The sequence below is a fragment of the Geothrix sp. SG200 genome, from assembly GCF_022808935.1.
Taxonomy (GTDB): Bacteria; Acidobacteriota; Holophagae; order Holophagales; family Holophagaceae; genus Geothrix; species Geothrix alkalitolerans.
The window spans coordinates 244308-266657 of record NZ_JAKZFR010000002.1; the positions used below are offsets into that span (position 1 = coordinate 244308).

Consider the following 22350-nt stretch of genomic DNA (forward strand, 5'->3'; position numbering starts at 1 on the left):
CTCCGCTTTTGGAATTCCTTATCCCTCACAGGCCGGGCGTGAAGGATTAGGAAGCCTCAGTTGTGCACGCCCGGCGCCTCGCGGCCGGTGCGCTCCACGTACTCGGCGTAGGTGCCCGGGAAGAGCATGGGGCCCTCGTGCTCCTCGCCCGCCAGCTCCAGCACGCGGTTGGCGAGGCCACGCAGGAAGGTGCGGTCGTGGGAGACGAAGAGCATGGTGCCCTCGAAGTCCTTCAGGGCCTCGATGAGCATCTCCTTGGTGGCCAGGTCCAGGTGGTTGGTGGGCTCGTCCAGCACCAGGAAATTGGGTGGATTGAACAGCATGCGGGCCATGACCAGGCGCGACTTCTCGCCGCCGGAGAGCGCGCGGATGCGCTTGTCGACGTCGTCGCCGGAGAACTGGAAGGCGCCCAGCAGGTTGCGCAGAACGCCAAGGCCTTCCATGGGGAAGTCCTTCTGCATCTGCTCGAGCACAGTGAGCTCGGGATCCAGCAGGTCCAGGGCCTGCTGTGAGAAGTAGCCCAGGCTGAGACTGGCCCCCAGCTTCACGGTGCCCGCGTCCGGCGGGAAGGCCCCGGCCACCATCTTCAGCAGGGTGGACTTGCCGGCGCCGTTCCGGCCCATGACGCACCAGCGCTCGCCTCGGCGGATGTGGAGGGCGAACTGGTCATAGAGCTTCTTCGGGCCGTAGGCCTTGCAGACGCCCTCCAGCATGGCCACGTCGTCGCCGGAGCGGCCGGGGATGCGGAAGTCCCACTTCACGATGCGGCGCCGCTTTGGGGGCTCCACGCGCTCGATCTTGTCCAGGGCCTTGATGCGGCTCTGCACCTGCGCGGCCTTGGCGGCGTGGGCGCTGAACCGCTCGATGAAGCGCTGCTCTTTGGCCAGCTTGGCCTGCTGCCGGGCGTAGGCGGCCTCCTGGTTGGCCTCGCGGGCCTCCCGCTCCTTCGCGTAGAAGTCGTAGTTGCCGGAGTAGGTGACGATGTCGCCGCCGTCGATCTCCAGCACCTTGGTCACCACCCGGTTCATGAAGTCACGGTCATGGCTGGTCATCAGGAGCGTGGCAGGCACGGACTTGAGGAAAGCCTCCAGCCAGAGGATGGATTCGATGTCCAGGTGGTTGGTGGGCTCGTCCATGAGCAGGACATCGAAGTTCCCCAGCAGCACCTTGGCCATGGAGACGCGCATCTTCCAGCCACCGGACAATGCGCCCACATCGCCGTCGATCTGGGCGTCCTCGAAGCCCAGGCCGTGCAGGCAGGCCCGGGCCTTGGCCTCCAGTTCATAGCCGCCCAAGTGCTGGTACTCCTCCTGGACATGGCCGAAGCGCTCCAGGATGGCCTCCAGCTCATCCGCCTTGTCCGGATCGGACATGGCGTGTTCCAGGTCCAGCAGCTCGTGGTGCAGGTCACCGAGGCGACCGCTGCCGGCGATGGCCTCGTCCAGCACCGGACGGCCCGCCATCTCGTCCACCTCCTGGCGGAAATAGCCCAGGGTGAGCTTCTTGGGAAGCGTCACCGTGCCATCGTCCGGCGCCTCCTCGCCCATGATCATGCGAAAAAGGGTGGATTTCCCGGCCCCGTTGGGACCCACCAGGCCCACCTTCTCGCCGGGGTTCAGCTGGAAATCCGCCTCGATGAACAGGACCTGCTTGCCGTACTGCTTGCTGACGCTGGAGAACGAAATCATGGGAATCCGATGCGCAGAATGGGTCGCCCGGCAGGCCTGGGCGGCGGAAGATCCAGAGACAGGGGATCGAGGTCGCGGAAAGCAGGATCCTCAAGCCTACGGTTCTTCCAGGGTACCACAGGGGCCCCGCCGCGCCTGAAACCGCAACCAGGGGCGCGAACACGGTGGGGAGGTGCGAATCCTGTCCAGGGTCAGACCGGGGCGCCCCCTCGGGGACCGTGCATGAGCTCGACCACGGCCTGATTCAGGCGCAGGCGGGTCTCGTGGCGCTCGAAGGCGCGTGTGATGTAGCGGGCGCGGATCTCCACCCCGTTCAGGGCTGGCACCACGTTCAGGCCTGGTGCGGCGGAGAAGGCCTGCACACGGTAGCGGGCCGTGGCACGCTTCCACTCCTGTTCCGCCAGGCGGGCATTGGCCTCGGTCTGTTGCTCCACCAGCCTCTGCACGCCGTCGATGACGGGATAGGGATCCTGACCCAGCGGGATCAGAACCCGCAGTTCGTCCCACATCCACTTGCCCGAGGTGGAGAAGTTGAAGAAATGCCCCTCGATGGCGAAGTTGTTCACGAAGGCCACGCGGCGCCCGGTGGGGTGTCCGGCATCGCTCCAGCTGCCCGTTTCCAGCACCACCGTGCGCAGCAGGCCGATCTCCACGACCTCGCCGCCCACGCCGCGGATCTCCACCCAGTCGCCCACGCGGATGCCGTTGCGACCCATGAGGATGAACCAGCCGAAGAAAGCCACGATGAAGTCCTTGAGCGCCACTGTGAGGCCCGCGCCCGCCAGGCCCAGCACGGTCGTGATCTGCCCCGGCATGCCGAAGATCACGAAACCGATGGCCAGGGTGCACAACACCTGGACGCCGAGCTTCACCACGGTCCGCAGGGTTCCAGAACCCTTCTTGTCGCCCGCGGCGGCGCGGTGGAAGAGCTGGTCGATCGCCAATCCCGCCAGGTAGGCGGTCGCCACCAGACCCAGCACCCACAGGAGGCGAGAGAGCAGCGTGTGGAGGGCGGCATTCCGCTGGACATCGGCAATGCCCATCCAGCTGGCGTACACCTCCGCCAGTTCCTGCTGATCGAGGATGCGCCGGTTCATGCTGGCGAGTCGCTGCTGTACATCGCCGTAGTGCCTCAGGTAGGAGACGGCTTCCTTCGCCTGTTCCCGACCGGCGTCCGCCCCTCCTCCGGCCGCCCCCTTCACCAAGTTCGACGCCCAGAACTTGGCGGCCTCCCGATCCTCTTTCTCCTTGTTGGCCTGGGCCTCGATGGTGACGCGGCGCTGTGACAGGGCCTGGGCCTTGGCCTGGGCGGCCTGACGGGCCTGGATCAGACGGACCAGCTTGCCGCGCTGCACCCGCCATTCGCTCAGACGGGCCAGGAGGCTCCCGGCCGGGAAGGCGGAGGCGGGACGGCCCACCGCGACGATCTGGGCGGATTCCTTGTCGCCGGCCTCGAAGGCTTCCTTCAGCCTGCGGATCCGTGCCTGGGGATCACCCCCTGCCCGGGCCAGGTCCTCGGAAGCCGCCTCCAGCTCGTCGCGGTCCAGCTCCAGCTGGGCTTTGGCGACATCCAGCTGATCCTCCAGGGGCCCTTTCTGGGACTCCCGGGCGGCAGCAAGCTGCTTGGTCAGCCGATCGATGGTCTGCTTGTCAGCCTCGAAGGTGGTCAGGGCCTTGGCTTTGAGGTCAGTCAGTTCCTTGAGCTCGGGCGTCTGCTGCATCTGGGTGCCGGCCACCCGACGAAGTGCGGCAGCGAAGGCCAGATCCACCTCGTGATTGGCAAGCCGCTCGGCCTGCCGGGCCAACTGCTGCTCCTCCGGCGTCGTGGCCAGGGTCAGGAGCAGCCTCGCCGTGAGAAGGGGGCTCTGGTCCACCACCCACTCGCGCACGGGGGCCGCGCGGCGCGCCCCCTTCTTCTTCGCGGCGCTTCCCTCTTCAGACTGCACCACCGGGGGCCGTTCGCGGGTCCACATCCAGCCGGCGACAGCCACCCCACAAAGGAACAGCAGGATGGCCGCGGGGATGAATGGACGGAGTTTCATCCCCTCCAGACAATCATGAACCGGGATGGAACGCAAAAACCCCGGAGGTCATCTCCGGGGTTTTTGGTGTCTCGGCCGAGCAATGGCGCTGAAACGATGGCTCAGCCCTTCTTCGGCGCGGGGGCCTTCTCCTTGGCGCAGTCGGGGCAGCCCTTGCAGGAAGCGGCCTTGTTCTTTTCGCAGCAGGCCATCCTGCAGCCTTTCTTGGGCTCGGGCTTCTTCTCCTCGGCGGCGTAGCCCGCCAGGGCGAAGGAGCTTACCAGGGCCAGCACCAGCATCTTCTTCATTGAATTCTCCATCATCGCGGGACACGGCCCCACCGGAGCACCATAGCCGCACCCGGGGCATTGTCCAAATGAATTGGAATCAGTGCCCGAACAGGTTCTTCAGCACCATGGCGGCCATGGCGGGGTTGGCGCCCAGCCGGCGCTTCATGTAGGCGATGGCGAACTTCCAGTCCTCCGCGAAGGGGACGTAAAGGCGCATGATCTGCCCGCGCTTCACGATCTCCTGCTGGATCTCCGAGCGGGGGACGCCCATCAGCATCTGGAACTCGTAGGCGTCCTTCGCCACGCCCTTCTTGTCCAGGTGCTCGATGCAGCGCCGGATCAGGGGCTCGTCGTGGGTGGCGATCTCGGGATAGTGGCCATGATCCAGCAGCAGCTGCACGTACTCGAAGAGCTTCTCCTTCATGTCGCGCTTGTCCTGCAGGGCGACCTCCGCGGGCTCCCTGTAGATGCCGATGCAGATGCGCACCTTGCAGGGCTTGAGGTGGAGCGCCTTGATGTCCTCGCCGGTCCGGAAGAGGCGGCTCTGCAGCACGATCCCGAAGTTGTCGAACTCGTTCCGGATGGCCTTGAACATCCGCAGGGTGACATCCGTGAAGTGCCGGTCCTCCATGTCCAGGGTGATGTGGACCCCGTGCACGGCCGCCGCGGCCACGATGCGGCGGAGGTTCTCCTGGCAGTAGGCCTCGCTCTCGTTGATGCCGAGCTGCGTGGGCTTGAGGCTGATGCTGGCGTTGCGGCGATCCTTCACCGCCTCGATCATGCGGAAGTACACCTGGACGGTGGCTTCCACGTCCTCGCGCTTGAACACCTCCTCGCCCAGCAGGTCGAGGGTCGAGTAGAGCCCGGCCTTGGTGTGGATCTCGTCGACCTTGGCGATGCCACTGGCGATGCCCTTGCCCGCGCAGTACGGCGCGGCGAAGGTGCGAACCAGGCCACCCGGCATGAGGTCCAGAACGATGCGTTTCAGATCCACGGTGTTCCTCCCGTCATTCCTGCGTTTCCCGGCCCTTCGACACGACCGGACAGCCCTATAAATATACCGGTCTCCGCCCGCCGCCGGGCGTCCCGCGCCGCGACATGTGACCGGGGAGACAGCACGAAAAAGCCCGCGGACTTTGGATCCGCGGGCTTCTGGTCTGGTGGTCCCTCCCGGACTCGAACCGGGGACCCTCTGATTAAGAGTCAGATGCTCTAACCAACTGAGCTAAGGGACCACGAGCAAAAGAAAGTCTACCAGGATGGAACCGGAACGCAAGCGCTCGTTCCCCGCCCCATTCCTAGAGGCTGGGCATCTTCATGGCCTGACGAACCTCCAGCATCGTCTCGGCGGCCACAGCGCGGGCCCGGGCGCTGCCGTCCTCCAGCACGGCTTCCAGGTCCGCCGGGCGGGCCAGAGAGGCCTCGATCTTCTCCCGCAGGGGCTCGATGCGCTGGATCATGGCCTCGGCCACCCGTTTCTTGCAGTCGAAGCAGCCGATTCCCGCCCGGCGGCACTCGGTGTTCACCATCTGCACGGTGGCATCGTCGCTGAAGAGCTTGTGGAAGTCGAAGACGGGACAGACGTCCGGGTTGCCCGGATCTGTCTTGCGGACGCGGGCGGGATCCGAGGCCATCTGGCGCGTGCACTTCTCGAGAATGGTCGCGTTGGTATCCCGTAAGTAGATGCAGTTCCCGTAGCTTTTGGACATCTTGCGGCCATCGAGGCCGGGCACCTTGGGTGTCGGGGTGAGCACGGCTTCGGGCTCGGGGAAGACCTCCTCCTTGTAGAGGAAGTTGAAGCGGCGGAGCACCTCGCGGGCCAGCTCGATGTGGAAGAGCTGGTCTTCGCCCACGGGCACCTTGCGGGCCTTGTAGAGGATGATGTCGGCGGTCATGAGCAGGGGGTACCCCAGGAAGCCGTAGCTGCCGAGGTCCGCCACGGCGTTCTGCAGCTTCTCCTTGTAGGTGGGCACCCGCTCCAGCCAGGAGAGCGGCGTCACCATGGACAGGAGCAGATGCAGTTCGGCGTGCTCCTTCACCAGGCTCTGGACGAAGATGGTGGCCTTCTGCGGATCGAGGCCCGCCGCGAGGTAGGTGGCCGTCAGCTCCAGCGTGGCGGGCCAGATCTCCTCCACCGCCTCGTACTTCGACGTCAGCGCGTGCCAGTCCGCGATCATGTAGAAGGCCTCGCCCTGCCCCTGGAGCCGCGTGAAGTTGTCCAGGGCTCCCACCAGGTGGCCGATGTGCTGGGAGCCCGAGGGCTGGATGCCGGAAAGGATGCGTTGCATGAAAGCTCCGAGGGTGCGCGTGGATCAGAAATGGAGGACGAGGCGGGCGACGAGTTCGATGCCGTAGAACACCAGCCCGAACACCGGGCCCAGGACGTAGCCCAGGAGGCCCGTCAGGGCCAGCACGATGAGGATGCCGCCCATCCAGGGTTGGACCCGGTCGAACTTCGGCAGCCAGCGCCAGGGCAGGAAACCCCTAAGGATGCCCGCGCCATCCAGCGGCCCCATGGGCAGCAGGTTGAAGAGGGCCAGGCCAATGTTGATGAGCACCAGGCGACCGAGCAGAGCCAGGAAGAGGGTCGTGGTCGTGCCCAGCTGAAGCACCTGGAGGCTCTCCACCTTGCCGGCCAGGAGCGACCGGGCGAAGACCCGGAACTCCATCTCAGGCACGGGTGCCACGCCCTTCACCACCATGAGCATGATCCCCAGGAAGACCACGGCCTGGACCAGGTTGGAGGCAGGCCCGGCGCTGGCCACGAAGGCGTAGCCCACACGCTGGGTGAACCGGCGGGTCAGCTTGCGGGGATCCACGGGCACGGGCTTGGCCCAGCCAATGAACGGGAAGCCCGTGGCCATGCCCAGCAGGGGGAACACGAAGGTGCCCAGCAGGTCCATGTGGGCGAGCGGGTTCAGCGTCATCCGGCCCAGGCGCGCCGCCGTGTCGTCCTCCAACAGGTAGGCCGCCGTGGCGTGGCTGGCCTCGTGCACGCTCAGGCTGAAGAGGAGGGCCACATAGCTGACGAGGATGGTGGGGATGGAAAGGCTGTCGAACACCTGGGCTCCGGCAATCCCCCAGTGTACAAGCTGCGGCTCAGAGCCCCAAAGCGGCCAGGGCGCGACCGAGGTCCCCGGCGGTGGCGCCCAGGCCCAGCCGCAGGAGGAACTCCGTGTTGCCCTCCCCCCCCTTGATGGGGCTTTCGGCCAGATCCAGCGGTCGCAGGTCGGTGCCAGCGAAGAAGGCCCAGGTCTCCTCCAGCACGCGACGGTGGACGGCGGGATCGCGGACGATGCCCCCGGCGCCCACGTCATCGCGGCCCGCCTCGAACTGGGGCTTTACCAGCAGCACCGCCTCCGCGCCGGGCTCGAGGCTCGGCAGCACCGGCGGGATGGCGAGCCTCAGGGAGATGAAGCTCAGGTCCGCCACGAGGAGGCTGCAGCGCTCGGGGATGGCGGCGGGATCCCAGGTGCGGAGGTTCACCTGCTCCATGGACACCACCCGCGGATCGCTGCGGAGCTTCCAGTGGAGCTGGTTGGTGCCCACGTCGACGGCGTAGACCCTGACCGCACCCCGCTGGAGCAGGCAGTCCGTGAAGCCGCCCGTGCTGGCGCCGGCATCGAAGCAGATCCTCCCGGCGGGGTCGATGCCCCAGCGGTCCAGGGCCCCGGCCAGCTTGAGCCCGCCCCGGCTCACGTAGGGGAGGGCCTCGCCTCGCAGCCGGATGGCGGCGGCCTCATCCACGGCCGTGCCCGCCTTGGTGACGGGCCGGTCTTCCACCAGCACGTCGCCCGCGAGGATGCGGGCCTGGGCCTTGGCGCGGGTCTCGCACAGGCCGCGCTGCACGAGGAGCTGGTCCAGCCGGACCTTAGCCACGAGTCGCCTTCTTCTGCCGGGCCAGTTCCTTGCGGTAGGTACCCACATTCCGGTTGTGGTCGCGCAGGTTCCCCGCGAAGCTGTGGCCGCCTCTTCCCGTAGCCACGAAATAGAGGTCCTTGCCGGAGAGCGGCTCCCTTGCCGCCGCGATGGCCGAGGGGCTAGGAACGGCGATGGGCGTGGGCGGCAGGCCCTTCACGGTGTAGGTGTTGAAGCGACTGGGCCGGCGGATGTCCTCCGGCGTGGGCGCGGTGAAGCGCAGGTCGCCGGCCATCCACCGGGCATAGAGGCTGGTGGGATCGCACTGCAGGCGCATGCCGATCTTCAACCGCTTCAGGTAGACGCCCGCCACCTTGGGCTGTTCCTCCGGCAGCTTCGTCTCCTTCTCCACCAGGCTCGCCAGGATCAGGGTCTCGTAGGGCGGCAGCGCCCCGCCATCAAGCCTGGGACGGATCTGGGTCCGGAAGGCCTCCACCAGCATGAGCATGATCTCCTCCGGCTCCATGGCGTGGTGCAGCTTGTAGGTGGCCGGCGCGACAAGACCTTCCAGGCTTTCGGCATCCTCGAATCCGGCGGTGCGGGCAAGCCGGGGGCTCTTCCACAGGGTCCAGAAGACCTCCTCGGGCACGAAGTCCTTGAGGCGCTTCTGCACGGCCCAGGCGTGGGCCCCCTCGGGGATGGACACGGGGGTGAAGTGGATCTCCGCCCGGCGCAGCTTCCCCGTGACGTCCGACAGGCTGGCCCGGGGCTCGAACGTGTACTCGCCGCGGATGAGCTGGAGCTTCCGGGCCCGGGCCCAGAGCTTGAAGAGCGAGGCGGACCGGATGACCCCGTCCCGCTCCAGCTGGTCGGCGATCTGATTGATGTTGGCGCCCTTCTTCACCAGTACGGTGGCCTCCTGTCGTAGGGGCCCCTGGCCCTTCCAGGCCCACCAGCCGCCCGCCACCGGAGCCGCGGCCAGGATGAGGATGGCCAGGAAGAGCCGGAGGGACATGGAAGATCGCGCCATGCCTCCAGAATGCCGTGATAGCGTGGATCCATCCACCCAAGGAACCCAATGAGCGCCCCCGGCTACCGCCGCCACGTCGGATTGTTCTCGGCCACCATGCTCATCGCCGGCTCGATGATCGGCTCGGGCGTGTTTATCGTCGCCGCTGACATGGTGCGAACGGGGGGCTCGGGGGGCTTCCTGCTGGCGGCATGGGGGCTCACGGCCCTTCTGACCTTGTTCGCCGCCCTCAGCTACGGCGAGCTGGCGGGGATGTTCCCCCAGGCCGGCGGCCAGTACACCTACCTGCGCGAGACCTACGGCCCCGCCGTGGGCTTCCTCTACGGCTGGACCTTCTTCGTGGTCATCGAGTGCGGCACCATCGCCGCCGTGGCCGTGGGTTTCGGGAAGTACCTGGGCAGCTTCCTGCCCGCGGTCACCGACTCGGCCTGGATCGGGCCCCACCTGGACGTGCCCCTGATGAAGGTCACCCACGCCATCGCCGTGGGGCCCTACCACCTGGGCCTCACGCCTTCCCGGCTGTCCGGCATCGCCGTGGTGCTGCTGCTGAGCGCCGTGAACCTCTACGGCGTGAAGCTGGGCTCCCGCATCCAGGATCTCTTCACTGTGGCCAAGATCGGCGGCCTTGCGGCCCTGGTGCTGCTGGGCCTGCTGCTGAAGCCCGCCGTGGCCCCTTCCCAGGCCCCCTTCGTCGCCGGAGACAGCGCCGCCCTGCCCTTCCTCACGGCCCTCCTGGTGGTGCAGACCGGCAGCCTCTTCTCCGCGGACGCCTGGAACGCCATCACCTTCATCGCCGGAGAGGTGAAGGAGCCGAGGCGGACCATCCCCTACGCCCTGCTCGTGGGCACCACGCTGGTCTGCGGCCTCTACATCCTGGCCAACGCGGCCTACCTGCGGGTGCTCGGCCCCGCGGGCATCGCCCACGCCCCCCAGGACCGCGTGGGCAGCGCTGCCCTCCAGGCCCTGCTGGGCAGCGGCGGCGGACTCATCATGGCCGGCAGCATCCTGATCTCGATGTTCGGCTGCCTGAACGGGCTCATCCTCTCCGGCGCGCGCGTCTACCAGCGCATGGCGGAGGACGGCCTGTTCTATCCGAAGGCGGCCACCCTCAACGAGCACGGGGTTCCGGGCTTCGGCCTGTGGATCCAGGCGCTCTGGACCTGCGGGCTCACCCTCACGGGCACCTACGGCCAGCTGCTGGACTTTGTGATGCTGCCCACGATCCTCTTCTACGTCCTGGCCGTGGGCGGGATCTTCCTCCTGCGCTGGCGGCGGCCCGACCTGGAGCGGCCCGTGAAGGTCTGGGGCTACCCCTTCGTTCCGGGGCTGTACCTGTTCGGCGCCATCGCCATCATCGGCGCCCTGTTCATCCACCGTCCCAGCTATTCCTGGCCTGGCCTGGCCCTGGTGGCCCTGGGCTGGCCGGTCTACCTCGCCGTGAAGCCCCGCGCCGCGGCCCCTGAAGGGAGTCTCCCATGACCCATGTCGTCGTTCTCGGAGCGGGCCGCGTCGGCGGCGCCATGGCCAAGGATCTCGCCCCGGATTTCAAGGTCACCGTGGCCGACCGCTCCGAAGCGGCCCTGGCCCGCATGCGCGGGGCGGGACTGGCCGCGCGCCCCGCAGATCTGGCCACGCCGGCCGGCGTGAAGGCTGCGGTGGCGGACGCGGAACTGGTGGTGGGTGCCGTGCCCGGCTTCATGGGCTTCGCCACGGCCCGCGCGGTGCTCGAGGCCGGCAAGCCACTGGTGGACATCTCCTTCTTCGACGAGGACTGCTTCGAGCTGGACGCCCTGGCGAAGGCAAAGGGCCTCACCGCCATCGTGGACTGCGGCGTGGCGCCGGGTTGCGGGAACATCATCCTGGGCGACACCGCTCGGCAGTGGGACCATGTGGACGCCTTCGAGTGCCTGGTGGGCGGCCTGCCTGTCGTGCGGAGCTGGCCCTTTGAATACAAAGCGGGATTCAGCCCCATCGATGTCATCGAGGAGTACACCCGGCCCGCCCGCTACGTGAAGGACGGCCATACGGTGACGCTGCCCGCGCTCTCGGAGCCGGAGCTGCTGGACTTCGAGGGCCTGGGCACCCTGGAGTCCTTCAACACCGACGGGCTGCGCAGCCTCATCCGAAGCTTCCCCCAGGTGCCGGACATGAAGGAGAAGACGCTCCGCTACCCCGGCCACATCGAGAAGATGCGCATGCTGCGGGAATCCGGTTTCTTCCGGAAGGAGAAGCTCCAGGTGGCCGGCGTGGAGATCAGCCCGCTCGACCTGACCACCGCCCTGCTCTTCCCCATGTGGTTCATGGAGGAGGGCGACGAGGACTTCACGATCATGCGGGTCACCGTCTCCGGCCTCAAGGACGGCCAGCGCATGCGCCGGGAGCTGAACCTGCTCGACCGCTACGATCCCGTCACAAAGACCACCTCCATGGCCCGGACCACCGGCTACACCTGCACCGCCGCCGTCCGCCTCCTCGCCAGCGGCGGCTATTCGCACCAGGGCGTCAACCCGCCGGAATTCCTGGGCCAGGAGCCCGGCGCCTGGGACTTCATCCGGGGAGAACTCGCCAAGCGCGGCGTGGTGTTCACTGAATCCTGATCAGCCGTTCAGCTCCCGGTGCCGCACCGTGAGGGCGGCCACATCGTTCCGGAGCCGGTGGGCGAGCAGTTCCACCAGGGCCACGGAGCGGTGCTGGCCGCCGGTGCACCCGATGGCCAGGGTGTGGTAGGCGCGGCCCTCCTGCCGCACCAGGGGCAGGGACCAGCGCAGCCACGACTCGGCCCGCTCCAGGAACTCCCGGAAGTCCGGTGATTCCAGCAGGTATTCCTGCACGGCGGAATCGCACCCCGTAAGGGGCTTGAGGGCTTCGACATAGTAGGGGTTGGGCAGGAAGCGGGCGTCCAGCACGACGTCCGCATCCGCCGGCACGCCCTTCTTGAACCCGAAGCTGAGGAGCCGGACCGCCGTGCCCCGGGTCGGCAGCTGGGGCACCAGGGTCGCGATGCGCTGGCGCAGGTCTGCCAGGCTCAGACCCGTGGTGTCGAGGATGGTGGTGGCCAGGGCGCGGATCGGGGCCAGCAGCTCCCGCTCCCGCTGGATGCCTTCGCCCGCGGAGCCCAGCAAGGCGAGGTGGTGGGGTCGCCGGGTTTCGGAGTACCGGCGCAGCAGTACGCTGTCGTCCGCCTCCACGAAGACCACCTGCACCGGAACCTGGCTGGCGGCCAGCCGCTCCAGCAGGGGACCGAACGCCTGCGCGAAGTCCGCCTGGCGGCTGTCCATCCCCACCACCAGCCGCTCCCGGCCGGGCCGGAGCTTCGACTCCAGCTCGATCAGGGGTTCCAGGAGCCGGGGCGGGACGTTGTCCAGGGCCGTGCAGCCGCTGTCCTCCAGCGCGCCCAGCACCGAGTGGCGGCCGGCGCCGGAGAGTCCCGTGACAACGATGAGTTCCATGGACTAGAAGCTATCAGCTGTCAGCTGTCAGCCATCAGTAAAAACAGCGGGCCCCATCCGGGGCCCGCCACACTCCGTAACTGAGAGCTGTGAGCTGACGGCTGATAGCCGTAAATCAGTCCTCCAGCCCGCCCGCCGTGAAGCGCAGCACCCGCTGGATGCCGTCGGGGGCGTTGCCCTGTTCGTCGGGGCCCAGCTCGATGGTCTCGCCAGGACCCCGGAAGAGGTCCTCGTCCGGCGTGTAGGCCGGCTGGGGCTCCACGCGGTAGAGGTAGGAGATGATCTCGTCCTCGTAGCCGAAGCGCATCTGCTCGAAGTATTCGTAGCTCTCGCGCTTGTACTCCACGAGGGGATCCTTCTGACCGTAGCCCCGGAAGCCGATGGCCTCCTTCAGGTGGTCCATGACCAGCAGGTGGCGCTTCCAGGCCGCGTCGATGATCTGGAGGATGGACCAGCGCTCGTAGCTGCGCATGCCCTCGCCGCCCAGCCGCTCGTCCTTGCCCTCGTAGTACTTCTGCACCAGCGCGATCAGCGCCTCGGAGGCCTGGGCCTGGGGCAAGTGACCGACGGCGTCGACTTCCTCGCCGGAGAGGGTGAACAGCTGCTCCACGCGCTCGCGGAACCCGGCGAGATCGCGCTCCCCCTTGTCCTGCAGGAAGTCGTTGGCCAGCCCCTCGGCGATCTCCCCGGCGACGCGCAGCACGTAGTCCTTGGTGTTGCCCTTGAGGATCTCCGTGCGCAGGCCGTAGAAGAAGATGCGCTGCTTGTTCATCACGTCGTCGTACTCGAGCAGATGCTTCCGGATCTCGAAGTGATGGGCTTCCACCCGCTTCTGGCTCCGCTCGATGGCCCGGGTGACCATGCCGGCCTCGATGGGCTCGTCATCGTTCATGCCCATGGCGCCCATGAGGTTCTTGATGCGGTCGCCACCGAAGATCCGCATCAGGTCGTCCTCGAGGGACAGGTAGAAGCGGCTGCTGCCGGGATCGCCCTGGCGGCCGGCGCGGCCGCGGAGCTGGTTGTCGATGCGGCGACTCTCATGGCGCTCGGTGCCGAGGATGTGCAGGCCGCCGAGGCCCACCACCTCTTCGTGCTCAGCCGCGGTCTGCTGGCGCATCTGCTCCACGAGGGCGGAGAATTCGGCGGTCTCGAGCCCCTCCTCGTCGTAGAGGGCGATGCTCTGCTTCTTGGCTTCCATCCGGGCCATGCCCTCGGGATTGCCGCCCAGGATGATGTCCGTGCCGCGGCCGGCCATGTTGGTGGCGATGGTGACCGCGCCCTTGCGGCCGGCCTGGGCCACGATCTCGGCCTCGCGCTCGTGGTGCTTGGCGTTGAGCACCACGTGAGGGATGCGGGCCGCCTTGAGGGCGTCAGCGAGGTCCTCGCTGCTCTCGATGCTGGCGGTGCCCACCAGGACCGGCTGCCCCTTGGTGTGGAGCTCCCGGATCTCTTCGACGATGGCCTTCTTCTTCCCCTTGCGGGTCGAATACACCGTGTCCGCGAAGTCCTTGCGGATCATGGGCATGTTCGTGGGGACGATGATGACGTCGAGCTTGTAGATGGAGTGCAGTTCCGTGGCCTCGGTCTCGGCCGTGCCGGTCATGCCGGCGAGCTTGCCGTACATGCGGAAGAAGTTCTGGAAGGTCACGGTGGCGAGGGTCTGGTTCTCGGCGTTGACCTCCACGCCCTCCTTGGCCTCGATCGCCTGATGCAGGCCGTTGGACCAGCGGCGGCCCGGCATGAGACGTCCCGTGAACTCGTCCACGATGACCACTTCCATGCCCTTGCCGTCCTCCTTGGGACGCACCATGTAGTCCACGTCCAGCTTGTAGAGGTTGTGGGCCAGCAGGGCCTGGTTGAGGCCGTGCAGGGTCTCGATGCTGCCCGGATCGTAGAGGTTGGCGACGCCGAGCAGCTGTTCGGCACGGTGGATGCCATCATCCGTGAGCATCACCTGGCGGTCCTTCTCGTCCACCTTGTAGTCCACCTCGAGCTTGAGCTTGGGGACGATGGCATCGATGCGGAAGTACTTGGACGTGTCCTCCTCGCTGCTGCCGGCGATGATGAGCGGCGTGCGGGCCTCGTCGATGAGGATGGAGTCCACCTCGTCGACGATGGCGTAGTGGAAGCCGCGCTGGGTGAACTCCTCCAGGTCCCACTTCATGTTGTCGCGGAGGTAGTCGAAGCCCAGCTCGTTGTTGGTGGCGTAAGTGATGTCGCAGGCGTAGGCGTCGCGGCGCTCCTGGTCGTCGAGGCCATGCTGGATGATGCCGATGGTGAGACCGAGCCAGGAGTAGAGGCGGCCCATCCACTCGGCGTCGCGCCGAGCCAGGTAGTCGTTCACCGTGACCAGGTGGGCGCCCTTGCCCGCCAAGGCGTTGAGGTAGAGGGGGAGCGTGGCGGTGAGGGTCTTGCCCTCGCCTGTCCTCATCTCGGCCACCTTGCCCTCGTGCAGCACCATGCCGCCCACGAGCTGGACGTCGAAATGCCGCATCTTGAGGACGCGCTTGCTGGCCTCCCGGGCCACGGCGAAGGCCTCGGGCAGGATGTCCTCCAGAGTGGCGCCGTTGGCCAGCTTCTCCTTGAGGTAGGGCGTCTTGGCCTTCAGGGCCTCGTCACTCAGCGCCGAAATCTCAGGTTCCAGGGCGTTGATGGTCTGGACCTTGGCCCACAACCGCTTCAGCTCCCGGTCGTTCTTGGAACCGATGAGTTTCTTCAGGAGATTGTCGATCATGGACCCGTCCAGTCGCGTAAACCATTGATTGTAGCCTGACGGGTCCCTGATTCCCAGCGGAGGTGCGGCATCCCAAGCCTCCTTGGTTGCCGAAGTTACCCTGTCCAGGCAAACTGATCGTTTGGAAAATGGAGAAACCATGGCCCTCGAACGCACATTTGCCATCGTCAAGCCCGATGCCGTCAAGGACGGCCACATGGGTGAGATCCTCACCGCCATCGAGCAGAGCGGCCTGAAGATCGTGGGCCTGAAGCTCACCCGCCTCACCCCCGCCATCTGCCAGGGCTTCTACCACGAGCATGTGGGCAAGGGCTTCTACGCTGAGCTGGAGGCCTTCATGACCGAGGGCCCCGTGGCGATCATGGTGCTCGAAGGCGAGAACGCCATCCTCCGCTGGCGCGACCTCATGGGCGCCACCAACCCCGCCAACGCCGCCGAGGGCACCCTCCGCAAGCGCTTCGGCGCCAGCATCGGCCGCAACGCCACCCACGGCAGCGACAAGCCCGAGAGCGCCAAGTTCGAAGTGAGCTACTTCTTCAACGCCTTCGAGCAGTTCTGATCGTTTCGGGGCGAAGCCCCCTGCGAAAATCGGCGCCGAACGGCGCCGATTTCCGTATGAACGGAAGGTGGACGGAACCTCACCCCTCCATCACCGCCTGCAGGGCGGCCTGGCAGAGGCGCCTCACGCCCGTCTGCAGATCCGCGCTCTGGAGGGTCTTCTCGCTGAGCCACTGGCCACCGGGCGGCGGCGGGGGCACCAGATCCTCGGGCGCCTTGGTGCGGAGCAGGTGGCTCAGGTAGAGGCGCTGCTGGCCTTCAAGGCCTTCAATGCGGAGCAGCCAGGGCGTGGGCAGGCGGCTGGTGCGCTCGTCGAACACCACCGGGAGCTTGGAGCCGTCCACGAACCGGTAGGGCATGCCCCAGCCGGCCTCGATCTGCGCGCTCAACAGGGCTGTGGGCAGGAAGCCCGGCGACCATGGGATCTGGACTGGCATGAGCAGACCCCGATTTGGCGCGTGGGGCGAGGGCACGAGCAGCACGTAGGGCGTCTGTCGGCCATGGATCAGCACGCCCTCGATGAAGGTCGTGAGATGGACCCGGCCCTCCGCCATCAGCGCCCTCCCGCGGTTTCCAGCTCCTGCATGATGCGGTCGCGGGCAGCGGCCACCTCCGCGGCGGCGGCCTCGGGCTTGAGCTTGAGGACCTCCTTGGTGCGGCGGTCGCGCAGCTCCACGATGCCGTCCTTCAGCCCCTTGGCGCCCACGGTGAGGCGCAGGGGGAAGCCCAGCAGGTCGGCATCCTTGAACTTGGCGCCGGGGCTCATGCCCTCGCGGTCGTCGTGGAGCACCTCGAAGCCGGCCTTCTCCAGGTCCGTTTCGACTTGGGAAGCCACGCCAGACACCTCTGGATTGGCCGGGTCCAGGCAGACGATGTGCACCTGGTAGGGCGCGATGGGCCAGGGCCAGATGATGCCGTCGGCATCGTAGTTCTGCTCGACGGCGGCGGCCACGGTGCGCGTGATGCCGATGCCGTAGCAGCCCATCACCATGGGGTTCTCCTTGCCCTGCTCGTCCAGGAAGGTGCAGCCCATGCTCTTGGAATACTTCAGGCCCAGCTTGAACACCTGGCCCACCTCGATGCCGCGGAAGGCCTGGTACGTCCCCTTCCCGCAGCGGGTGCAGGTGTCGCCCTCGGCGGCCATGCGCAGGTCCGTGTAGGTGCAGCCCGGCAGGTCGCGCACGGGGTCCAGCCCGAAGTGGTGGTAATCCGTGCGGTTCGCGCCGCAAGTGAGATTCACCGCGCCTTCCAGGCTGCGGTCGATCAGGAACTGGACATCCTTCAGGCCCACCGGCCCCATGAAGCCGCTCTTGGCGCCGGTGAAGGCCTCGGCCTCCTCCAGGGGCATCATCTCCATCTCGGCCGCCCCGATGGCGTTCTTCACCTTGACGGGATTGACCTCGTGGTCGCCCCGCAGCACCGCGCCCACCAGCTTCGTGCTTCCGTCCGCGAAGCTGGCGCGGTAGAGGAAGAACTTGCTGGTCTGGGTGATGGGCATGCCGTTCGGGTGATCCGCATCGATCATCCCCGCCGCCTGCTCCACCTGCCCCACCACGCCCGGCGTGCGGAAGTGGTCCTTCTTAAGCTCGAAGGCCTTCCCATGTTCTCCGGCGCGCAGCGCCGGAGCCTCCGTCTTCTCGATGTTCGACGTGTAATCACACGCATCGCAGCTGAGGTTGGCGTCCTCGCCGCTGCCCGCCAGCACATGGAACTCGTGGGTGAAGCTGCCGCCAATGGCCCCGCTGTCGGCCTCCACCGGGCGGAACTTCACGCCCAGGCGGCCGAAGATCCGCTTGTAGGCGTTGAACATGGCCCAGTATTCGCGGTCCGCGCAGGCATCATCCACGTGGAAGGAGTAGCCGTCCTTCATGGTGAACTCGCGGCCCCGCATGAGGCCGAAGCGAGGCCGGCGCTCGTCGCGGAACTTGGTCTGGATCTGGAATAGGTTCATGGGCAGCTGCTTGTAGCTGCGCACGTTCTTCCGGACGATGTCGGTGATGACCTCTTCGTGCGTGGGGCCGAGGCAGAAGTTGTAAAACTCACGCTCGTCGGGCTTCTCGCCGCGGGCGCGGCGCTCGGCCAATTCCGCTTTCGCCTTGCGGTCGCAGAAGCGCAGCAGCTCGTCGCCGTAGAACTTCCAGCGGCCGCTCTCCTGCCAGAGCTCGGCAGGCAGCACCGCAGGCATCAGCAGCTCCTGGCAGCCGTCCTTGGCCAGCTCCTCGCGGACGATCTCCTCGAACTTGCGGATGCTCCGGAAGGCCAGCGGCAGGTAGCTGTAGATGCCGGCGGCCACTTTCTGGATCATGCCCGCTCGCATCATGAGCTGCTGGCTCACCACGTCGGCGTCGCGCGGTGTCTCGCGCAGGGTCTGGATCAGGAGCTTGGACTGCTTCATGGGGGCCTCGAATCTCCAAGTCTAACCCAGGCAGCGGCCACGTCCGGGCCAGGAATGCCGAACCACGAAAGGCCCTGCGGGCCTGCGCGAAAGCACCTGAGCGGAAAAGAACCAGGTCGCTTCCGGAGGTCAGAAGTGGGAGCCCGGGCCGAGAGTCCGGCCCCCTTTCGCGCCTTTTCGCGTGTTTCGCGGGTTCAACTCAAAAGGCTCTGCACCAGGGCGCTGGCTGCCTTGCCGTCGAAGGCGGCGCCGTGGGCGGCCTGGAGGGCCTTCATGACCTGGCCCATGTCCTTCTTCGTGCTGGCGCCGGTCTCGGCGATGGCAGCCTTCACCGCGGCCTCCAGGGCCGGGCCCTCCAGCATGGCGGGCAGGTAGGGCTTCAGCAGCTCGATCTCCGCCCGTTCCTGGGCCGCACGCTCGCTCTGCCCCACCTTCTCGAACTGGGCGATGCTGTCCTCCCGCGACTTCACCAGGCGCTTGAGGACGGCCAGGGCGTCGGCCTCCACCAGGGTCCCCTGCGGGCCCAACCCCTTGGCCACCGCCTCGTTCTTGTAGGCAGCCAGCGCCATGCGGAGCACCTGGGTCCGGGCGGCATCCCTGGCCAGCATGGCGGTTTTCAGATCGGCCTGCAGACGGTTGAGCATGGGACCCTCCGGGGACTTCCATGGTGACGCAGTTGAGACAGTCCTCAGTCCTCAGTCTTCAGGAAAAACACCAAGCGGGCGCCCTTCGGCGCCCGCTTCGCTACTGAGGACTGAAGACTAGGGACTGACCCCTGTCTCAGGCTTTCTCGAACTTGATGACTTCCACAGGGCAGCCGGCCGCGGCGGCCTCGATGCTGGCCTCCAGGTCGGTGCCGAAGCTGCCGGAGAGGGGGCTCTGCTCATCCCGGTTCTCGGAATCGACGCCGTCCTCGCGCACGGAGCCGTTGATGTTGCAGCTGGTGTCGGTGACGTGGAACACGTCGGGGCACTCGGCCTCGCAGGCATTGCACACGATGCAGCCTTCGTCGATCCACACTTTGGTGATGGCCATGGTCGTCTCCTCGAGATTCAATGGGGGCCCTGGCAGGGGCGAACCCAATCAACCTAGCATCGCGCGGGCCTTGGACCAAGCATCGCCTGGCCTCCAGGGGCGTGGGAGACTGGAGTTGTGACGGAGGTCCGCCCATGCGCCTGAAGGAAACGGGAATTCTTGCCCGTATCCGGGAGCTGCTGCCCGGCGGCGGCACGCTCATGGACGACTGCGGCGCCCTGCCCCCGACCCCGCCGGGCCAGACCTTGCTGGTCACCACCGACCTCATGGAGTCCGGCCAGCACTTCCGCCTGGACTGGCACCCCCCGGATCTTCTGGCCCGCAAGCTGTTGATGGCCAATCTCTCCGACCTGGATGCCTCTGGCGCCCGGCCCTTTGGCTACACCCTCACGCTGGCCCTGGGCCAGGAGATCGACGAGGACTGGTTGGAGACCTTCCTGGTGGGCCTGGCCGAGGCCTCCCGCGAAGCGGAAGTCCAGGTGCTGGGCGGCGACACCGTGGGCCGGCCCGCGGGGCTGGGCCTGGGTCTCACGGCCTTCGGCTTCGCCACCCGCTGGCTGCGCCGGGACGGCCTGCGACCTGGCGACCGGATCTTCGTGGACCAGCGCCCCGGCGCCAGCCTGCGGGGCCTCCGCAAGCTCCACACGGGCCAGCGCTGGAACCCGGCGAAGCCCGACGCGGACCTCGAGGCCCACCTGGCGCCCCGCCCTCGCCTCGGCCTGGGCCCGCTCCTGGCGGAGATTCCCGAAATCCATGCCTGCCTGGACCTGTCGGATGGCCTCAGCCGGGACCTCCGCAACCTGGCGGAGGCCTCGGGAGTCAGCATCGCCGTGGAGTCCGGCCTGGACGAGGATGCGCTGCGCGGCGGCGAGGATTACGCCCGCTGCTTCGGTGCCGCCCTGCCTCAGCGGGAATTGGAGAAGCGCCTCGGACTGCCACTGATTCCCGTGGGGGAAGTCCTCCCGCGGGGGAAATCGCCCCTCCTGGCCTATGATGGAGATTCGCTCCAGCCCCTGCCCGACCTCAGCTTCGACCACTTCGGATCTTCATGACGCACCACGACAAGACGCACATCTGGGCCCGAACCAAGCGGTTCCTGGCAGATCCCGAGCTGGAGCCGCACCACCTGGCCTGGAGCTTCGCTCTGGGCCTCGCCATCGCCTGGAATCCGCTGCTGGGCACGCACACGGGGCTGGTCGTCCTCTTCTGCGCCCTGGTGAAGAAACTCCACCGGCCCCTCGCCTTCCTGGGCGCCTTCACCAACAACCCCTGGACCATGGTGCCCATGGCCACGGGCTCGGCCCTGTTCGGCAACGTGCTGCTGGGGCGCGGCCTGCACCTCGACCTCAGCGGCGTGGACTGGAAGAGCTTCGGCTGGCAGAGCTTCACCACCCGCGAGGGCTTCGAGGCGGCAGCCGCCATGCTCAAGCCCATCATTCTGCCGTATCTACTGGGCGGTTTCGTGTTGAGCGCGCTGGCCATCCCCGTGGGATATTTTCTGATGCTGCGGCTGGCGCACCGCCTGCGCGGCCCGAAACCGGTACCGACCCCTCTTTCCGGAGACTGACATGGACATGCGCTTCCTGATGAAACAGGCCCAGCAGATGCAGGCGAAGCTTGCCGAGGCCCAGGCCAACCTGCGCATCGAGGGCACCGCCGGCGGCGAGCTGGTGAAGGTCACGCTGAACGGCTCCAAGGAGCTGGTGGGCCTCTCCATCGCCAAGGACGCCATGGACCCCGAGGATCCCTCCATGCTGGAGGACCTGCTCATGGCCGCCTTCCGCGACGCCACCGCCAAGGTCGACGAGGCCATGAAGAAGCAGATGGGCGGCATGGGCGCGGGCCTGGGCATCCCGGGCCTGGGGCTCTGATCCCGTGAAGCTGCCGCCGCCCCTCGAGGCCGTGGTGGAGAGCCTCCAGAAGCTGCCGGGCGTGGGGGCGAAGTCCGCCCAACGCATGGCCCTGCACCTGCTCAAGGAAGGACCCGAGGCCATGGCCCACCTGGCGCACCAGCTCCAGCAGGCCGCCGACAAGGTGGGCTTCTGCCAGGTCTGCGGCGCCTTCACGGACCAGCCCACCTGCCCCATCTGCCTGGACCCGCGGCGCGACTCCTCCAGCCTCGTCATCGTGGCCGAGGCCTCCAACGTGCTCAGCTTCGAGCGCAGCGGCCACTTCCGGGGCCGCTACCACGTGCTGGGCGGCCTCATCTCTCCCCTGCGCGGCGTGGGCCCCGACCAGCTGCGCGTGCGGGAGCTGCTCAAGCGCCTGGAGGATGGGGCCATTCAGGAGATCATCCTGGCCACCAACCCCACGGTGGACGGCGAGGCCACCGCCAGCTGGCTGGCCCGCATCCTCGAGCCCATCGGCGTCCGCACCACCCGCATCGGGCTGGGCCTCCCCATCGGCAGCGACCTCGAATACGCCGACGAGCTCACCCTGGACCGCGCCATGGAGGGGCGCCGGCCCCTCTGAAGTCCGATGGTGCCCCTTGGACTACCCCCCGATCGCACAGCGCCCCGCGCTGTGCTCCCGCTCCCCGGCTCCGCCGGATCGCGGAGGGGGCCCCGTTCCATCGGCAGCGACCTCGAATACGCCGACGAGCTCACCCTGGACCGCGCCATGGAGGGGCGCCGGCCCATCGGGTAGCCTTCCCTTCCTGACGGGCAGGAAGAACCTTCGAAGGAAGAACGCGAAGAGCGCCAAGTGGAGCTTCGCTCCTGGCAAAGGGCGCGAAGATAGCCGACCGCCTCGGAGGAGGACACCCAGGCCTTCGGCCTCAGGTCGCGTGCAGCGCGACCTGCTTCGAGGGTGGCGGATCGAGGCGGCCCTCGAAGCCGCCCACATCCGCCACCCTCGAAGGGATGTCCGGGATGGGTCGAGGCCCCATTCGCGCTCTTCGCGCGCCCAGGGGGCGTCTTGGCGCGCTTCGCGTTCTGCTTTTCGAAAACGATCCGGGTCAGTACTTCACAGAGACATCGCCCCGGGCCCAGGCCTGGCAGGCGAGGCGCTGGTCAGGGCCTGCCTTGAGGACTTCGAGCACGCGGGTCTCGGCGTTGCCCTTCTCGCTCAGGTGGTCCGCGCCCTCGACCACGGTGACGACGCAGGTGCCGCAACGGGCGTGGCCGCCGCAGCGGTGGTTCAGGGGCACGCCGGCCCGGGCGCTGGCCGCGAGAAGCGCGGTCTCCTGCTCGCACTCGGCGCTGCCGGGTTTCTTGCCGTCGAATCGAATCGTGTGCATGCAATACCCATAAGTCAATAAAGCAGAAGGGATAGCGGCGAACCGCTGCCTCCA

Annotated in this window: 23 protein-coding genes and 1 tRNA gene; 8 read left to right on the forward strand and 16 right to left on the reverse strand. The window is 67.3% G+C overall.

Translation table 11 applies throughout. The annotated features are described in order from the left end of the window. Positions 1-56: 56 nt before the first annotated feature. The 9 genes from ML539_RS06440 to mltG form a co-directional block, all read right to left on the reverse strand. Positions 57-1688, reverse strand: a complete 1632-nt coding sequence (locus ML539_RS06440; RefSeq protein WP_243321816.1) for an ABC-F family ATP-binding cassette domain-containing protein — start codon at positions 1686-1688, stop codon at positions 57-59. A 191-nt stretch (positions 1689-1879) separates the two neighbouring features. Continuing rightward, positions 1880-3730 (reverse strand): mechanosensitive ion channel domain-containing protein, encoded by a 1851-nt coding sequence (locus ML539_RS06445; RefSeq protein ID WP_243321818.1) that lies wholly within the window; start codon positions 3728-3730, stop codon positions 1880-1882. A 101-nt stretch (positions 3731-3831) separates the two neighbouring features. Further along, the gene (locus ML539_RS06450; RefSeq protein WP_243321821.1) at positions 3832-4017 is read right to left on the reverse strand and encodes a hypothetical protein; all 186 of its coding nucleotides are present in this window, start codon (positions 4015-4017) and stop codon (positions 3832-3834) included. Positions 4018-4096: 79 nt separating this feature from the next. Next, complete coding sequence (locus tag ML539_RS06455) at positions 4097-4993, reverse strand: proline dehydrogenase family protein (RefSeq protein ID WP_243321823.1); 897 nt, start codon at positions 4991-4993, stop codon at positions 4097-4099. A gap of 164 nt (positions 4994-5157) precedes the next feature. Further along, positions 5158-5234, reverse strand: a tRNA-Lys gene (locus ML539_RS06460). A 63-nt stretch (positions 5235-5297) separates the two neighbouring features. Beyond that, positions 5298-6287 (reverse strand): tryptophan--tRNA ligase, encoded by a 990-nt coding sequence (gene trpS, locus ML539_RS06465; RefSeq protein WP_243321825.1) that lies wholly within the window; start codon positions 6285-6287, stop codon positions 5298-5300. A 24-nt stretch (positions 6288-6311) separates the two neighbouring features. After that, on the reverse strand, positions 6312-7061 hold the full coding sequence (locus ML539_RS06470; protein ID WP_243321827.1) for a site-2 protease family protein: 750 nt from the start codon (positions 7059-7061) through the stop codon (positions 6312-6314). A gap of 37 nt (positions 7062-7098) precedes the next feature. Then, the gene (locus ML539_RS06475) at positions 7099-7878 is read right to left on the reverse strand and encodes a TlyA family RNA methyltransferase (RefSeq protein WP_243321829.1); all 780 of its coding nucleotides are present in this window, start codon (positions 7876-7878) and stop codon (positions 7099-7101) included. Further along, the gene (gene mltG / locus ML539_RS06480) at positions 7871-8887 is read right to left on the reverse strand and encodes an endolytic transglycosylase MltG (RefSeq protein ID WP_243321831.1); all 1017 of its coding nucleotides are present in this window, start codon (positions 8885-8887) and stop codon (positions 7871-7873) included. The genes ML539_RS06475 and mltG overlap by 8 nt, the downstream gene beginning before the upstream one ends. Positions 8888-8935: 48 nt before the next feature. Between mltG and ML539_RS06485 the strand changes: the two genes are divergently transcribed. Continuing rightward, on the forward strand, positions 8936-10366 hold the full coding sequence (locus ML539_RS06485; protein WP_243321833.1) for an amino acid permease: 1431 nt from the start codon (positions 8936-8938) through the stop codon (positions 10364-10366). Continuing rightward, positions 10363-11484 (forward strand): saccharopine dehydrogenase C-terminal domain-containing protein, encoded by a 1122-nt coding sequence (locus tag ML539_RS06490; protein ID WP_243321835.1) that lies wholly within the window; start codon positions 10363-10365, stop codon positions 11482-11484. The genes ML539_RS06485 and ML539_RS06490 overlap by 4 nt, the downstream gene beginning before the upstream one ends. Here ML539_RS06490 and rapZ read toward each other — a convergent pair whose 3' ends face one another. Continuing rightward, on the reverse strand, positions 11485-12336 hold the full coding sequence (rapZ, locus tag ML539_RS06495) for an RNase adapter RapZ (protein ID WP_243321837.1): 852 nt from the start codon (positions 12334-12336) through the stop codon (positions 11485-11487). 115 nt (positions 12337-12451) lie between these two features. Then, the gene (gene secA / locus ML539_RS06500) at positions 12452-15070 is read right to left on the reverse strand and encodes a preprotein translocase subunit SecA (protein WP_243321839.1); all 2619 of its coding nucleotides are present in this window, start codon (positions 15068-15070) and stop codon (positions 12452-12454) included. A gap of 139 nt (positions 15071-15209) precedes the next feature. On the opposite strand from secA, the gene ndk reads away from it, so the two are divergent. Then, the gene (ndk, locus tag ML539_RS06505; RefSeq protein WP_026853946.1) at positions 15210-15629 is read left to right on the forward strand and encodes a nucleoside-diphosphate kinase; all 420 of its coding nucleotides are present in this window, start codon (positions 15210-15212) and stop codon (positions 15627-15629) included. A 79-nt stretch (positions 15630-15708) separates the two neighbouring features. Here the strand turns inward: ndk and ML539_RS06510 are convergent, their stop codons facing one another. The 4 genes from ML539_RS06510 to ML539_RS06525 all read right to left on the reverse strand — a co-directional run bounded on the left by ML539_RS06510 (position 15709) and on the right by ML539_RS06525 (position 19058). Then, the gene (locus ML539_RS06510) at positions 15709-16182 is read right to left on the reverse strand and encodes a hypothetical protein (protein WP_243321841.1); all 474 of its coding nucleotides are present in this window, start codon (positions 16180-16182) and stop codon (positions 15709-15711) included. Continuing rightward, on the reverse strand, positions 16182-18023 hold the full coding sequence (gene proS / locus ML539_RS06515; protein WP_243321843.1) for a proline--tRNA ligase: 1842 nt from the start codon (positions 18021-18023) through the stop codon (positions 16182-16184). Before proS ends, ML539_RS06510 begins: the two co-directional genes overlap by 1 nt. Positions 18024-18217: 194 nt before the next feature. Continuing rightward, entirely contained in the window at positions 18218-18667 is a 450-nt protein-coding gene (locus ML539_RS06520) for a GatB/YqeY domain-containing protein (RefSeq protein WP_243321845.1), read from the reverse strand. A 136-nt stretch (positions 18668-18803) separates the two neighbouring features. Next, positions 18804-19058 carry a ferredoxin gene (locus ML539_RS06525; RefSeq protein WP_243314980.1) on the reverse strand — a complete coding sequence of 85 codons (255 nt, stop codon included), beginning with the start codon at positions 19056-19058 and terminating at the stop codon, positions 18804-18806. A 134-nt stretch (positions 19059-19192) separates the two neighbouring features. Between ML539_RS06525 and ML539_RS15405 the strand changes: the two genes are divergently transcribed. The 5 genes from ML539_RS15405 to ML539_RS06555 are packed head-to-tail and all read left to right on the forward strand — an operon-like array spanning position 19193 to position 21704. After that, a complete protein-coding gene (locus ML539_RS15405) occupies positions 19193-20110 on the forward strand; it encodes an AIR synthase related protein (RefSeq protein WP_279341532.1) in 918 nt (305 codons plus the stop codon). After that, positions 20107-20625, forward strand: a complete 519-nt coding sequence (locus ML539_RS06540; protein ID WP_243321847.1) for a DUF2062 domain-containing protein — start codon at positions 20107-20109, stop codon at positions 20623-20625. The genes ML539_RS15405 and ML539_RS06540 overlap by 4 nt, the downstream gene beginning before the upstream one ends. 1 nt (position 20626) lies before the next feature. Then, positions 20627-20929 carry a YbaB/EbfC family nucleoid-associated protein gene (locus ML539_RS06545; protein WP_243288218.1) on the forward strand — a complete coding sequence of 101 codons (303 nt, stop codon included), beginning with the start codon at positions 20627-20629 and terminating at the stop codon, positions 20927-20929. A gap of 4 nt (positions 20930-20933) precedes the next feature. After that, a complete protein-coding gene (gene recR, locus ML539_RS06550; protein ID WP_243321849.1) occupies positions 20934-21530 on the forward strand; it encodes a recombination mediator RecR in 597 nt (198 codons plus the stop codon). Between the two features lie 51 nt (positions 21531-21581). Further along, positions 21582-21704 (forward strand): hypothetical protein, encoded by a 123-nt coding sequence (locus ML539_RS06555; protein ID WP_279341533.1) that lies wholly within the window; start codon positions 21582-21584, stop codon positions 21702-21704. A gap of 310 nt (positions 21705-22014) precedes the next feature. Here the strand turns inward: ML539_RS06555 and ML539_RS06560 are convergent, their stop codons facing one another. Continuing rightward, positions 22015-22296, reverse strand: a complete 282-nt coding sequence (locus ML539_RS06560) for a 2Fe-2S iron-sulfur cluster-binding protein (RefSeq protein WP_243321851.1) — start codon at positions 22294-22296, stop codon at positions 22015-22017. Positions 22297-22350 lie beyond the last annotated feature (54 nt).